The following is a 12,592-nucleotide window of genomic DNA, read 5'->3' on the forward strand; positions in this document are numbered from 1 at the left end:
CTTGATGGGATGGCCTTAGGGATGCGGTAATGGAGTGGTGAATCTGTTTACCCCCGCGTAGCGGAGCGTGCTTCCACCAACGCGGATTCCACGAGCAGCAGATCCTCAATCTTATCGACGTCCACACCGGCTTGTGGATAAGGCAAAAACACCGGCTGCACTTTGATGCCGGTTCTGGCTGTTACTGTGGCAAGCCCCTTATTGATCGACAAAAGTCCCAGCAAATACAAGAGGACAGCCACGGGGCCAAACGTCTGTGCGATCAGTTGCCAAGGGCGTTTTCGGAGAGCTTCCGCTCGCTGCCAGAACGAGACTAGCCCGCGGCCACGAGGATTAAGAAATGCGTAAAGGTTGCAACCGCAAAGGCCTCCGTCCCTCAACTTGATTACCGTTCGCTTCGAGCCAGGAAATGCCGCGGCCACATCTTCGTACCTGACTACGCCCACAGCCGCGTCACTGCCCGCCGCCCGAGATTTGGTCAGGAAATACTGCACAATGGCAGGCGTCAATAATGCATGGTCGGCTGTCGTCAGCAATACAGGAGCCTGCTGATCAATCTGTGAGAGAGCGCTATTGGCGCTGCGACTGGGCGAATCCAGATTCGGCAGCCATATGGCTCGTCCGGAGCGGATGCGTTCCTCCAGTTCCGGACATTTAGGAATTATCTCCGCCGGCGGACCGCAAACAACAATAGTCTTCACCATTCCACTCGCTTCCAATGCATCTAATACCCTAATGATCATGGGCGTCCCGCCCACGGGCGCAATTGCTTTGCAGGCCGCACCCGTCTTACGTGCGATTGGGTCGTCGGCTGTGCGGTCAGCCGCCAGCACCACAGCAATAAACTCACTCCTTGTGTTCATTGGCTAACGTTAACTCCTTGCATTGAACCGCTCAGTCGATCACAGCGTTTTTCCGTAAATCCGGTAACGCTTATATTGCCTGCAGCCTAAGCTAGCCAGAATTGCACGCATGGGTTTGTTATCCTCAAGTATCCAGGACAATTCTACCGCCTCAACTGCCATGGCACGTCCCAACTCCTTGGGAGCGTCGATTACCATAAAGGCCAGTGCCATGCCCAGCGGAGTATTGTGAAACTGCTTGCGTACCCCCATCAGGGGTATTCGGCCAGTACGAACTCCTCCTCTGGATTTTATCCGGAGCAGCCTGACCCAGCCAAAAGGAAACAGACTTCCGTTAAGCTCGGCGAAAATTTCGTTAAGGTTTGGCAATGCCACCATAAATGCCGATGGAACGCCGTCCACCTCGGCAATTTGGATACAATCGTCGGGAACCAGCAAACGCAGACTGGCGCCAAGCTCGGCAAACTCTTCTTTGGTAAAAGGGACAAAGCCCCAGTTCTCCGACCACGCGTCGTTGAATATATCACGCAGCACTTCCATTTCTTCGCTAAACTTGTCGCGCCGCAGAGGCCTCAAGCGCACATGATCCTTAAATTTCTCGACCAGCGAAGTCATCAATCGGGGGACCTTGAAATCTACCGCAACCCAATAGGCAAGCATATCCTTCAATGGGCGATACTCGAGTCCTTCCAGTAACGCTGCATACCACCTGCGTGAATGAGGCATCATTACCATTGGGGGGGTATCGAAACCCTCTACCAGAACGCCGCACTCCTGATTGATGGACAAATTGAACGGGCCGCTAATATGGCGGGTGCCCCGGGCAACTAGCCAGGCCTCGGCGGTATGCATCAGCGCGGCGAATACATTTACGTCGTTTATGCATTCCAGCAAACCGAAATGGCCGGTATCCCCTCCATAGCGTTGCCGGTGCAGTTGATCAATTTGGGCACTGATTCGCCCCACTGGCTCCTTGTTCTGATATGCGACCCAAGCCTGCCATTCTCCATGCTTGAAAAACGGGTTGAATTTCGAAAAATGCAGACGCCGCTCCAGGCGTAAGGGCGGCACCCACATTGGGTCATCAGCATAGATACGCCAGGGTATATCTATAAAAACGCCCATCTCGCGGCGGTTTGCAACTGGACGTACCGTAATGTCGAGTGGGGCAGGGCGGACAGATTTTTCATTCATAACGAAACGGGCCGTCCCCAATCAGATCGATCTTAAAAGTGTTTGGTTCAACAGCAAACATACTTAACTTTCAGGAAAACATCGAACAGTCGGAAGACGCTACAGTCTCGCTACGGTCTCCAATGCGAAACCTTGCTCGTACGCGTCGATTCAATGAAAATGGTAATCGTCCCGCAAAGACAGCTACGGCTGTGCTGCTCGTCCTCCAGAACTGCACAACTTGGATGAGGTCCAGGATGGGTGAAGGCGCGTTAACTCGATGACATGTCGGCGGCGTGTGATATTATAATCGCCGCTTTCCACTCCCGAGCAAGATTTCACCAATTTGTCGCTCCATGAGTAAAACATCAACGCTGCCGTAGTTTCCCGATTTCATGAATAGCCAACTTACCTGTGTCACTTCCGGCTGAAAGCGGTCTCACTGTCGAGCAGCGATCGTCATCACGCAAAGGTTGATTAATCAATGGATACTTCCGAATACAATCTTCTAATTTCTCTCGCCCTCATTCCGGCCGTCGTCGGGCTGCAGATCTGGGTGAGAAACCGCCGCAAACGGCGGCGTAACGATGAAGGACACCAGGAATTCGATAGTCTCGGCTCAACGCTTTTCTCGGCAATTTTGGAAGGAGTAGCCGTGGTATCCAGCTTAATACTGATTATCTGGATCATGGGCGGCGTCCTGAGGTATCTTTTCCCGATGATTTTTAATGCAAAGTGAAAGCGTTAAGATAGGTTGAATTATCGGGTACGAGATATAAAAAACGGAACCGCAGCCGTTGCCATTGCCGTTGCGAGACCGGTCGATACGGGATCAGAACGCAACGTTGGAGAAATAATTGGGGGACAGAGATATCTCGCCACGCACCTTTCGCCGCTGGACGTGAGACATGGATGTTCTTTTTTCAACCCCATTTCCCATCAACAAACGGCGTGGAAGTGCGCATCAGGATCTGCCGCATACTGTAAAATTTTAAACTTATTTTCTTTGCCCACAGAGAGGCTTTGTCTATCTATATGATTGACTACAGTTGTATATGCGAATAGTCGTGACGGGAATGGGGATTGTTTCCCCAATTGGCATTGGCACTGAACAGTTTTGGACAGCTGCGATCAACGGTGTCAGTGGGATCCGCCCGGTCACCAGCTTCGATGCGTCCAGTCTGCGGTCGCAAGTGGCGGGAGAAGTGCAAGGATTCGACCCTAGAACCTTCCTGTCGGCTAAGTATATAGAGCAAACGGATAGATTCACCCATCTTGCCTTGCTGGCCGCCAAACTCGCGTTCGAAGATGCGGGTGGGCTTGACGCCTATTCGCCGCCACGTCTGGCCGTTAGCATCGGCTCGGGGATGGGCGGTTTTGCCACGTTTGAGTCTTCCGCGCTCCGCAAGTTTCGAAACCAACCCGTACCCCCGTTTACGGTGCCTCGAACCATGGCGAACTCAGCCGCGGCGTGGATCGCAATCAAACATGGGCTGAAAGGGGTAAATCTGACTTGCAGCACGGCGTGCTCTTCCGGGGCCAATGCAATCGGCATGGCGCTCGATCTCTTGCGGGCGGGGCGAGCGGATGCGGTGATTGCCGGTGGTGCGGAAGCGTGTGTATTGCCGCTAACAATGAATGGCTTCGAAATATTGCATGCGTTAACAACCGGCTTCAATATGGATCCGGCGCGAGCATCACGGCCATTCGCTAAAGGCCGTGATGGGTTCGTCATGTCGGAAGGCGCGGGCATACTCATACTGGAGAAAGAAGAACAGGCCATGCGTCGAGGGGCAAAAATATATGCCTGCCTCGCGGGCTATGGACAAACATGCGACGCTGCGCACATCGTCATGCCGGACCAGAGCGGCCAGGTAGCCGCGATGGAAGCCGCCATCCAGGATGCGGGCATTACGAAAGATTCAGTGGAACACATCAATGCCCATGCAACTTCAACCCCGTTGGGCGATATTGTGGAAACCCGCGCCATCAAGAGCCTCTTTGGCGATCGAGCCAAGGATATCGCAATTAGTGCGACAAAATCCCTGCTTGGACATTCCATCGGCGCATCGGCGGCCATTGGCAGCATCGCCACAATCATGGCCCTACATACTGGCACAGTACATCCAACCATCAACCTGGATGAGGCCGATCCGGAATGCGATCTTGACTACACGCCCAACCGGGCGCAGCAGAAAAATCCGCGAACTGGCCTCTGTAACGCTTTCGGATTTGGGGGAAATAATGCAAGCATCGTTTTCACAACGCTCGATTGAAGGAAGAGATTAGATATGGACACAGCGGACATTGAAGCGAAGGTCATACAGTTCATCGCTACAAAAGTTGAAAACCTGGATGTTTCCACAATAAATAGGGCGTCAAAATTTGACGAACTCGGGCTTGATTCCATGGACACGATTCAGCTTTTGTTTGATGCGGAAGATAATTTCAGCATCAATTTTGACAGTGAAGAAGCTAAAGGCTTTACTACCGTCGGAGATATTATCGCCTACATTGAAAAACACCAGGCGCCCGAGCCGTCGCAAGAAGGACAGGACGCCTCAGGAACAGCGTTTGATCAAGAAGGTAAATAAAAAGCATAAGCTCAAACAAGCCAATGTTTTTTCTCGTTCTATTTGGTTTTACCAGACACCACCTTTTTCGACGAAGCACTCTTTGTTTTTGGTTTTACTGACTTGTTCTCAGCGGATGCCGCGGCTGTTTTTGTCTTTGATTCTCTCGGCTCAAACTCGAAGCCTACCTTGCCGTCCGAACCTATAACCAGATAAGCGGAAAATGGCCTGCCCTTCTTTGAAATAAACTTTTGGAGCAAATCAGTTTTTCCCGTCCGCAATAGTTTGGCCGCCTGTTCGCGTTCGAGAGGGCGGGCGAGAATAATCTTCCCAATTTTAAAGTCGCACGTACGGACTGAGCCGATGGCCTTCTCGCAGGCGTAACTCATTCCATGATCAAATACCCGACCGCCGCAGCGCGGGCATGTCCCCAACGGTTCCTGCCCCGAAAAATCAATTGCTTCGGCATCCTCGGCGCTATCAGTGCCAAAATCGAATTTCATTTCCAACTCGTCGGTAAGCTTGATATTGGCGTTGAACAGCCGTCCCATTTTGCTGCGAAACCCCTGCAATGGGCCGACTTCGCGTTGGGTAATCAACTGCTCCATTTCCGCTGTTTCAAATTGCCGCCCAGCAAGGATTTTCCAGAGGGCAAAATCGCATTTCTGGCATTGGTACTTCTTATAGGTTTCCTGTATCACGCCGCCGCACTTGGGACAAGGAGACTTTAGTGTGGAAAAGTCGCCGCTGATCGTTTCGCCACGGTGAGTTTTTGCCTGCTCTACAATGTGCCCCGTCATGCCAGCGATCTCTTCCATGAACTTGTTGCGCTGAAGTTTACCCTGCTCGATCTGGCGCAGCTTGAACTCCCAATCGCCTGTCAGTTCTGGCGAGGTAAGTTCAGGCACCTTCAGGCCGCGCAATAAGGTAATCAGCGAAAATGCCTTGGCAGTGGGACGCAGTTCCCGACCTTCACGCTGGAGGTAATTTTCCGCCACCAATCCTTCGATAATCGACGCACGCGTAGCGGGGGTGCCTAGCCCTTTTGCACTCATCGCTTCCCGCAGATCTTCATCCTCCACTAACTTTCCCGCGCTCTCCATGGCGGACAGAAGCGTGGCTTCATTAAACCTGGCCGGAGGGCGAGTCTGGCTGGAAATAACCTTGATCTCTTCAGCCAAGACCCGCTCGTCCGGGTTTAGCTTAATCAACGCGGATTCATCCTCTGTGCCTCGAGCCTGCACCTCACGGCCATACACGACCTGCCAACCGGGATTGACCATCACCTTGCCTTCGGTTTTGAATGGCTCGTTCTCGACACGAGTGATGCGGGTCGTAACAAGAAATTCGGCAGCGGGGAAAAAAATAGCCAAAAAACGCTTGGTCACGAGATCGTAAAGCTTCGCTTCAGTTTCGCTCAGGGCCTTAGGCTCTAGCGAAGTCGGGATGATTGCGAAATGGTCGGAAATTTTTGCATTATTGAATATGCGCTTGTTTGGCTTAACCCAGTCCTCCTTGAGGACCTGCTTGGCGAAAATACCGTAACGGCTTTTTGCTAGTGAGCTCAAGGTCTCCTTGACAGTGTCAAGGTAGTCTTCGGGGAGGGCACGCGAGTCAGTACGCGGATACGTTAGCACCTTATGCTTTTCATATAACGCCTGGGCTAACCCAAGCGTCGTCTTGGCGGAAAAACCAAAGCGCCCGTTGGCGTCACGCTGCAAACTGGTAAGGTCGTACAGCAGCGGACAGATTTCAGTAGCAGGCTTACTTTCTTCCTTGACAACGCCCGGCTTGCCCTGGCATTTGCTGCGAACCGCCTCCGCTTCTTTCTGATCCCAGAATCTTTCAGCCTTTTGCTCACTATCCGTTTTATTTTTTGCGAAATTCTCGTCGAACCAGCGGCCGTCATATTGCCCCGAACTCGCGGCAAACTTGCCATGAACTTCCCAGTAATCGCGGGGAACGAATTTCTTGATGGTGTCTTCACGTTCAATCAGGATCGCTAGCGTCGGCGTCTGCACCCGGCCCACCGGCGTTTTATGAAACCCTCCTTCCTGAGAATTAAAGGCGGTCATGGCGCGAGTGCCGTTTATTCCTACCAGCCAGTCCGCCTCGGAGCGGCTTACCGCTGCTTCTGCCAGAGGCCGCACCGCATCGTCATCGAGCAACTTGTTAAAGCCCTCCCTAATCGAGGCCGGTGTCATCGATTGGAGCCAAAGTCGCTTCACCGGTTTGTTGGTCCCCACGTGACGTCTGATGTAGTGAAAAATAAGTTCACCTTCCCTTCCCGCGTCACAAGCATTAATAAGGGACTCTACATCCTTGCGCTTAATGAGTTTGGTTAAGAGCTTCAAGCGGGACTCGGTTTTTTCGATGGGATTGAGATCGAAATGCGGCGGAATTATGGGCAGATTGGCAAAACTCCACTTCCCCCGTTTGACCTCGTATTGTTCGGGTACGACAAGCTCAAGCAGATGGCCGACAGCTGAAGACAGCACGTATTGATCGCTCTCGAAATAGTCGGCATGCTTGGCGAACCCGCCGAGGACACGCGCAATATCGACAGCGACAGAAGGCTTCTCGGCGATAATTAAGGTTTTACCCATGAAACTTCCGTGAACGTCTGCAGATTAACGGCAGCGAGTTGTATAAGGGAGTGAATAACTGGTCACTGTCAGCTTTACGATAACAGAAATTATCGAATGCTAGGCAAGTTAAGGGAATCATAAATCCCCTCCCGCTGACAGTGGACGTTCCTAAAACTGCTGGGCAACTGATCGCGGCGCCTTCCCGTTCGTTCAGCTTATATTCATGAGGCAGGCATGGAGTGTTCATCAACAGATCTACGCAAGCCTTTGATAGCAACCGCCCGGCAAGCTTGCCACTATGCCGTCCAATTCGAACGTCAATAGCATCGCGGACACGGTTTCTACGGTCAAGCCGCTCCGGTTGGACAGGGTGTCGATATCAATGATTTCATGGCCGAGGTGCGTTAACAGCAGTGATTTTTCTTTTCCCGGTTCGTCAGTATCATTGGCGGCACCGGGTCGCGCTGACCGATAGCCCAATTCATCCAGAATGTCCTCCGCGCTTTCGACGAGTTTCGCTCCCTGCTTGATGAGCGAGTGACAGCCCTTCGCAAGAGGCGAATGGATGGAACCCGGGACGGCAAATACCTCACGTCCCTGTTCCAATGCCTGCTTTGCTGTAATGAGCGACCCACTCTGCAGCGCAGCCTCGACCACCAGACAGCCTCGACTCATGCCGCTGATAATGCGGTTGCGGCGCGGAAAATTGCTCGCGATTGCAGGTGTGCCTAACGGGAACTCGGAAATAAGCGCCCCCTGTTCAGCTAACTCATGAGCAAGTTTCCGGTTACTTGCGGGATAGACGAGATCCAGCCCTGTCCCTACCACGGCAATGCTTGAAGCGCTGCCCCGCAAACCGCCCCGATGAGCCGCAGTGTCGATGCCGAGTGCCATCCCGCTCACAATGCAGAGCCCGGCGTCACTTGTGGCTTTGGCAAAAGCTTCGGCGTTTCCAAGACCTTGCGGTGTCGCATTGCGACTTCCGACAATGGCGAGCATCTGTGAATTCAACAGTTCGCGCTTACCCTTCAGATAGAGGAGCGGCGGCGGATCCGAAATGTTGAGCAGCAGGGATGGAAAATCCGTATCAGCAAGGGTAATAATCGAATTTTGGGAATCCTCCAGCCATTTGAGCGTAGCATCGATTTTGTTTCGGTCGGCTCCCTGGACAATGCTGTGCGCGACCTTCTTTTTAACCAATCGCTCCAGGGCGGAAGTACTGGCGGAAAAAATTTGGGCGGGACTTCCAAATCCAACGAGTAACCGGCGTATTGACTCATCACCCAGACCATCAATCAGGCATAGAGCAATCCAGGACTCCATATCCTGTTGCAAATTCATTTAAGGGAACCTCTGAATAAATCCTGCCTGGGCGCGACAGCGGCCGCAAAAAATAAAACGTATAAATGATGACACGAGGTATACGGCTGTCGCGCCCCGGAGGAAATATCTTTGACGCGACACGCGAGCCACGACACTTGGTGCCTTTTGGGGAACAAAACGCCGGACTGCCGGTAATAAGCACGGTCGAAAACACGGCAGGAACCCTGCCAGGAAAACCGACTCAATTAACACACTGGGCCCAGTTAAGCTCCGGCTCCGCGTAGGCTTAAAAACGAGCTTCCTCCTCAAATCAGGATATAATTGGCTTTAGCTTGAACTTCAAAAACACCCTATCATCCATATCGTGTTTAGGGTCAATATTGCAGTGGTTAAATTCTGCATTTAGATCATTTAGTATTCAAGCCCTTTTTATGGCTCTCCTAAAAATATTGCAATATCCGGATGAGCGACTTCACACGGTAGCAGCCCCAGTACATGAAGTGACGGATGAAGTTCGCGCCCTGGTGCGCGATATGGCTGAGACAATGTATGCTGCACCTGGGATTGGTCTTGCGGCAACTCAGGTTGACATGCACTTTCGCCTCATCGTCATCGACATCTCCGAAACACACGACCAATTACTGGTATTGATCAATCCCCGAATTACCTCCCGTAGCGGTGAGTCTGACTATGAAGAAGGTTGCCTGTCGGTGCCGGGAGTATATGGCAAGGTACCGCGTTCGGAACGGATCACGGTTGAGGCGTTGGACCGAAACGGGGAGCCTTTCGCGCTTGAGGCGGAGGGCTTGCTTGCAGTGTGTATCCAGCATGAAATGGACCATTTGCTGGGAAAAGTATTCGTTGAGTACTGGTCGCGGTTAAAGCAAACACGAATTCAGGCCAGATTCAAAAAACAGCGGCGAAAGTGATGTGACACCGGGTTTTTTTGTTTCCAGCAAACGCGGACTAATCAAAGCAAAGGGGTCGATAAGCGAAGCCGTTGCGGCACTGCCCGTGGTATCCCGTTATACTTCCCCATGAAGATCATTTTCGCGGGCACGCCGCCCTTTGCCGCTGTTGCGCTCGAAGCGCTGATAGTCGCCGGATATGAAATTACGTTGGTGCTGACTCAGCCCGACCGTCCTTCCGGACGAGGCATGAAGCCCGTCGCCAGTCCGATCAAATTGCTGGCGCTACAACACCGGCTTACACTGCTGCAGCCCGCCACACTCAAGCAACCCGAGCTCCACGCGCAACTCGAAGCTGCCGACGCGGATATCATGGTTGTCGCAGCTTATGGCCTCATTCTGCCTTCCCCCGTCTTGCGCATCCCACGGCTCGGCTGCCTCAATATTCATGCTTCGTTGCTGCCGAGATGGCGTGGTGCTGCGCCTATCCAGCGAGCGCTATTGGCAGGAGATCGGGAAACTGGAATAACAATAATGCAAATGGACCAGGGTCTGGATACTGGCGCGATTTTGTTGCAGCGGGCTGTTCCGATCGCCCCGGACGATACTGCCCAAACCCTGCATGACAAACTTGCGTTGTTAGGCGCGCAGTGCATTGCCGAAGCATTAACGAATTTGCGGCAGGGAACGCTGACGGGGCTTCCTCAGGATGAGGATGCCGCAACTTATGCCCCGAAGCTGGAAAAAGACGAGGCAGAAATAAACTGGGGGGATAGCGCGCAAGCGGCTCACCGTGCGGTGCAGGCGTTTAACCCTCGTCCCGGCGCTTACGCCTGGATATCCGGGGTCCCCCTCAAAATATGGCAAGCGAGCGTCGGCGTGGATACGGGGGGTGCGCCGGGAGAAATTGTTGCGACAGGACGTGATGGAATAGCGGTTGCATGTGGCGCGGGTACACTTGTACTAGAGGTCGTGCAAAAAGCGGGCGGGAAAAAGATGAGCGCGGGAGAGTTTCTCTTGGGGCATCCGCTACGACCCGGCGATCGCTTTGAATGCCGCAAATGATTAAAACTCAGCGTCTCGCTGCTGCGACGGTGGGTAGAGTATTGGGGGGGGCAAGTTTGACGGCGGTGTTGCAGGACCTTTGGCACAACCACGCCGACCTGACCGAGCAGCAACGGGGCGCAATTCAAGATCTGAGCTACGGCGTCCTGCGCTTTTATGGTCAACTTCACGCAATACTCGGCTTGTTGCTGAAAAAGCCGCTGAAGAACAAGGACATCATCTATTTATTGCTAGTCGCCTTATACCAACTGGAATACAGCAAGGCTGCCCCGCATGCGGTTGTGGACAACGCAGTATCCGCTTCTCAAGGGGCACACGGTAGCACGGGTCTTCAGGGATTGGTCAATGCGGTACTGCGCAATTTCCTCCGCCAGCATTCGACACTCTTGCAGGAATCAAGCGAGAGCGAGGTAGGACGCTATTCTCATCCCCAATGGTGGATCGATAAGCTTCGCATCCAATATCCGGAGCGTTATCAGGCGGTACTGGAGGCGAGCAACCTTCGCCCGTCTATGACATTGAGAATCAACCGGCGAAAGACTACAGTTGCGGAATATCTAGAACGTCTCAGCCAGAGTAATATGAGTGCGCGGCTAGCGGGCGAAGATGCGCTCGAACTCGAGCAGCCAGTGCCGGTGGAAAAGCTACCTGGTTTTGGCGAGGGCTTAGTGTCGGTCCAGGATGCGGGTGCGCAACTGGCGGCCAAATTATTGGAGGTATCTGACAACGACCGGGTGCTGGATGCTTGCGCCGCTCCCGGCGGCAAAAGCGCGCACTTGTTGGAGTTGGCTGAAGTCGACTTAACTGTGCTCGACAGTGATAACAACAGATTGGCTCGCGTGACGCGCAATTTCTCTCGATTGGGATTGAAAGCCCATCGAGTAATTCATAGCGATGCCTCGCAACCTGCGCAGTGGTGGGATGGAAATCAATTCGACCGCATTCTGGCTGATGTTCCTTGCTCTGCTTCGGGAGTTACGCGTCGTCATCCGGATATCAAATGGCTAAGGCGCGAAAGCGACCTTTCGCAGTTTGCCGCAAAGCAACGGGAAATCCTCGAGGCGCTGTGGCCGATGCTGAGCAGGGGTGGTAAATTACTCTACGTCACCTGTTCGGTATTTACCGAGGAAAACGGGCTGCAAGTGGAAGAGTTTTTGCGCCGCCATGCGGATGCACGGACGCTGCCCCTTTCCCGGGCTGAAATAACTGACGGGCAACTACTGCCCGATTCCCATCACGACGGTTTCTTTTATGCTCTGGTGCTTAAAGTCTGACGCCTTTCATGTCTTTCGGCAGCTGCGCGTGGCGTTGGTCGTGCTGCTGACCCTAGCGCTGCTGCCGGCGGGCATAGCTCATGCGGAAGGCGGCATACAGGTGAAGTTGGTGACGGTGGAAGCTGCCGAAGAAGGATATCAGTTCGACGCCGATTTCGAGATTACGCTCAATCACAAGTTGGAACACGCACTTGAGAAGGGCATCGTGCTGTATTTTGTGACTGAACTCAACCTGGTAAGTGCACGTTGGTATTGGCTGGACGAGAGAGTCGCCCAAAGCAGGGTGCGGGAAGGGTTGAGCTACTACGCGCTAACCCGTCAATACCGCTTGAGCAGAGGAACGTTTTCGCAGAACTTCGGTACCCTCAAGGAAGCCCTGCAAGCGCTCGGCCGTGTACGCAACCGTCCAATCATTCCAAGTAACGGGCTCAGGCCCGACATGGAATACACCGTGGAAATGCGCATGCGTCTGGATATATCGGCGCTGCCCAAACCGTTTCAAGTGGAAACGCTGGGATCAAGAGAGTGGGACTTGAGTACCGGCATGATACGGTGGAGTACGAGACTGCCATCGCCTAAGGAATCCCAGAAATCGACCGTAGAGAGCGCTACTCATAAAATCGGGATATTCGAACGATATACGAAACACGTCGCGGCGCTCGCACCCGTGCTGGTTGCGCTATCCGGGAGTGCCACCCTTTGAGCGGTCGGTTTTACCGTAACCTTAAACGGGCAGGTTTCGCTGGCTGCTTGCTTTTTCACGCACTAAGCGCAGGGAAACCGCCGTTTCTCGCCTCGCACTGGTCCCGTTATGTAACGCTGCGT

General features: G+C 53.2%; 11 protein-coding genes. 7 read left to right on the forward strand and 4 right to left on the reverse strand.

The genetic code is table 11. The features are described from left to right. Positions 1-47 precede the first annotated feature (47 nt). Positions 48-863: a nucleotidyltransferase family protein gene (locus tag R5L00_RS05530; RefSeq protein ID WP_317653702.1), complete on the reverse strand. Its 816-nt coding sequence runs from the start codon at positions 861-863 to the stop codon at positions 48-50. 39 nt (positions 864-902) lie between these two features. Then, entirely contained in the window at positions 903-2,057 is a 1,155-nt protein-coding gene (locus tag R5L00_RS05535) for an N-acetyltransferase (RefSeq protein ID WP_317653703.1), read from the reverse strand. Between the two features lie 463 nt (positions 2,058-2,520). Here R5L00_RS05535 and R5L00_RS05540 point away from each other — a divergent pair, with 463 nt between their 5' ends. The 3 genes from R5L00_RS05540 to R5L00_RS05550 all read left to right on the forward strand — a co-directional run bounded on the left by R5L00_RS05540 (position 2,521) and on the right by R5L00_RS05550 (position 4,630). Then, the gene (locus R5L00_RS05540; RefSeq protein WP_107693688.1) at positions 2,521-2,775 is read left to right on the forward strand and encodes a hypothetical protein; all 255 of its coding nucleotides are present in this window, start codon (positions 2,521-2,523) and stop codon (positions 2,773-2,775) included. A 316-nt stretch (positions 2,776-3,091) separates the two neighbouring features. Beyond that, entirely contained in the window at positions 3,092-4,312 is a 1,221-nt protein-coding gene (gene fabF / locus R5L00_RS05545) for a beta-ketoacyl-ACP synthase II (protein ID WP_317653704.1), read from the forward strand. Between the two features lie 15 nt (positions 4,313-4,327). Further along, a complete protein-coding gene (locus R5L00_RS05550) occupies positions 4,328-4,630 on the forward strand; it encodes an acyl carrier protein (protein ID WP_107693686.1) in 303 nt (100 codons plus the stop codon). 38 nt (positions 4,631-4,668) lie between these two features. Here the strand turns inward: R5L00_RS05550 and R5L00_RS05555 are convergent, their stop codons facing one another. After that, positions 4,669-7,215 (reverse strand): DNA topoisomerase III, encoded by a 2,547-nt coding sequence (locus R5L00_RS05555; RefSeq protein ID WP_317653705.1) that lies wholly within the window; start codon positions 7,213-7,215, stop codon positions 4,669-4,671. Between the two features lie 237 nt (positions 7,216-7,452). Beyond that, positions 7,453-8,538, reverse strand: coding sequence for a DNA-processing protein DprA (gene dprA, locus R5L00_RS05560; protein WP_107693684.1), 1,086 nt, complete (start codon positions 8,536-8,538; stop codon positions 7,453-7,455). Between the two features lie 413 nt (positions 8,539-8,951). Between dprA and def the strand changes: the two genes are divergently transcribed. The 4 genes from def to R5L00_RS05580 all read left to right on the forward strand — a co-directional run bounded on the left by def (position 8,952) and on the right by R5L00_RS05580 (position 12,470). After that, a complete protein-coding gene (def, locus tag R5L00_RS05565; RefSeq protein WP_107693683.1) occupies positions 8,952-9,449 on the forward strand; it encodes a peptide deformylase in 498 nt (165 codons plus the stop codon). Between the two features lie 108 nt (positions 9,450-9,557). After that, a complete protein-coding gene (fmt, locus tag R5L00_RS05570) occupies positions 9,558-10,493 on the forward strand; it encodes a methionyl-tRNA formyltransferase (RefSeq protein WP_317653706.1) in 936 nt (311 codons plus the stop codon). Continuing rightward, a complete protein-coding gene (gene rsmB, locus R5L00_RS05575; RefSeq protein ID WP_317653707.1) occupies positions 10,490-11,767 on the forward strand; it encodes a 16S rRNA (cytosine(967)-C(5))-methyltransferase RsmB in 1,278 nt (425 codons plus the stop codon). Before fmt ends, rsmB begins: the two co-directional genes overlap by 4 nt. Next, positions 11,745-12,470, forward strand: a complete 726-nt coding sequence (locus tag R5L00_RS05580) for a DUF4390 domain-containing protein (RefSeq protein ID WP_107693681.1) — start codon at positions 11,745-11,747, stop codon at positions 12,468-12,470. Before rsmB ends, R5L00_RS05580 begins: the two co-directional genes overlap by 23 nt. Positions 12,471-12,592: the final 122 nt, after the last annotated feature.

It is taken from the genome of Nitrosospira sp. Is2, assembly GCF_033095785.1.
In the GTDB taxonomy this organism is placed as follows: domain Bacteria; phylum Pseudomonadota; class Gammaproteobacteria; order Burkholderiales; family Nitrosomonadaceae; genus Nitrosospira.

What these genes read in the sequence shown, in the direction of transcription:
- R5L00_RS05530 (WP_317653702.1), bottom strand. Translation starts at nt 863, where the DNA reads ATGAACACAAGGAGTGAGTTTATTGCTGTGGTGCTGGCGGCTGACCGC.
- R5L00_RS05535 (WP_317653703.1), bottom strand. Translation starts at nt 2,057, where the DNA reads ATGAATGAAAAATCTGTCCGCCCTGCCCCACTCGACATTACGGTACGT.
- R5L00_RS05540 (WP_107693688.1), top strand. Translation starts at nt 2,521, where the DNA reads ATGGATACTTCCGAATACAATCTTCTAATTTCTCTCGCCCTCATTCCG.
- fabF (WP_317653704.1), top strand. Translation starts at nt 3,092, where the DNA reads ATGCGAATAGTCGTGACGGGAATGGGGATTGTTTCCCCAATTGGCATT.
- R5L00_RS05550 (WP_107693686.1), top strand. Translation starts at nt 4,328, where the DNA reads ATGGACACAGCGGACATTGAAGCGAAGGTCATACAGTTCATCGCTACA.
- R5L00_RS05555 (WP_317653705.1), bottom strand. Translation starts at nt 7,215, where the DNA reads ATGGGTAAAACCTTAATTATCGCCGAGAAGCCTTCTGTCGCTGTCGAT.
- dprA (WP_107693684.1), bottom strand. Translation starts at nt 8,538, where the DNA reads ATGAATTTGCAACAGGATATGGAGTCCTGGATTGCTCTATGCCTGATT.
- def (WP_107693683.1), top strand. Translation starts at nt 8,952, where the DNA reads ATGGCTCTCCTAAAAATATTGCAATATCCGGATGAGCGACTTCACACG.
- fmt (WP_317653706.1), top strand. Translation starts at nt 9,558, where the DNA reads ATGAAGATCATTTTCGCGGGCACGCCGCCCTTTGCCGCTGTTGCGCTC.
- rsmB (WP_317653707.1), top strand. Translation starts at nt 10,490, where the DNA reads ATGATTAAAACTCAGCGTCTCGCTGCTGCGACGGTGGGTAGAGTATTG.
- R5L00_RS05580 (WP_107693681.1), top strand. Translation starts at nt 11,745, where the DNA reads ATGCTCTGGTGCTTAAAGTCTGACGCCTTTCATGTCTTTCGGCAGCTG.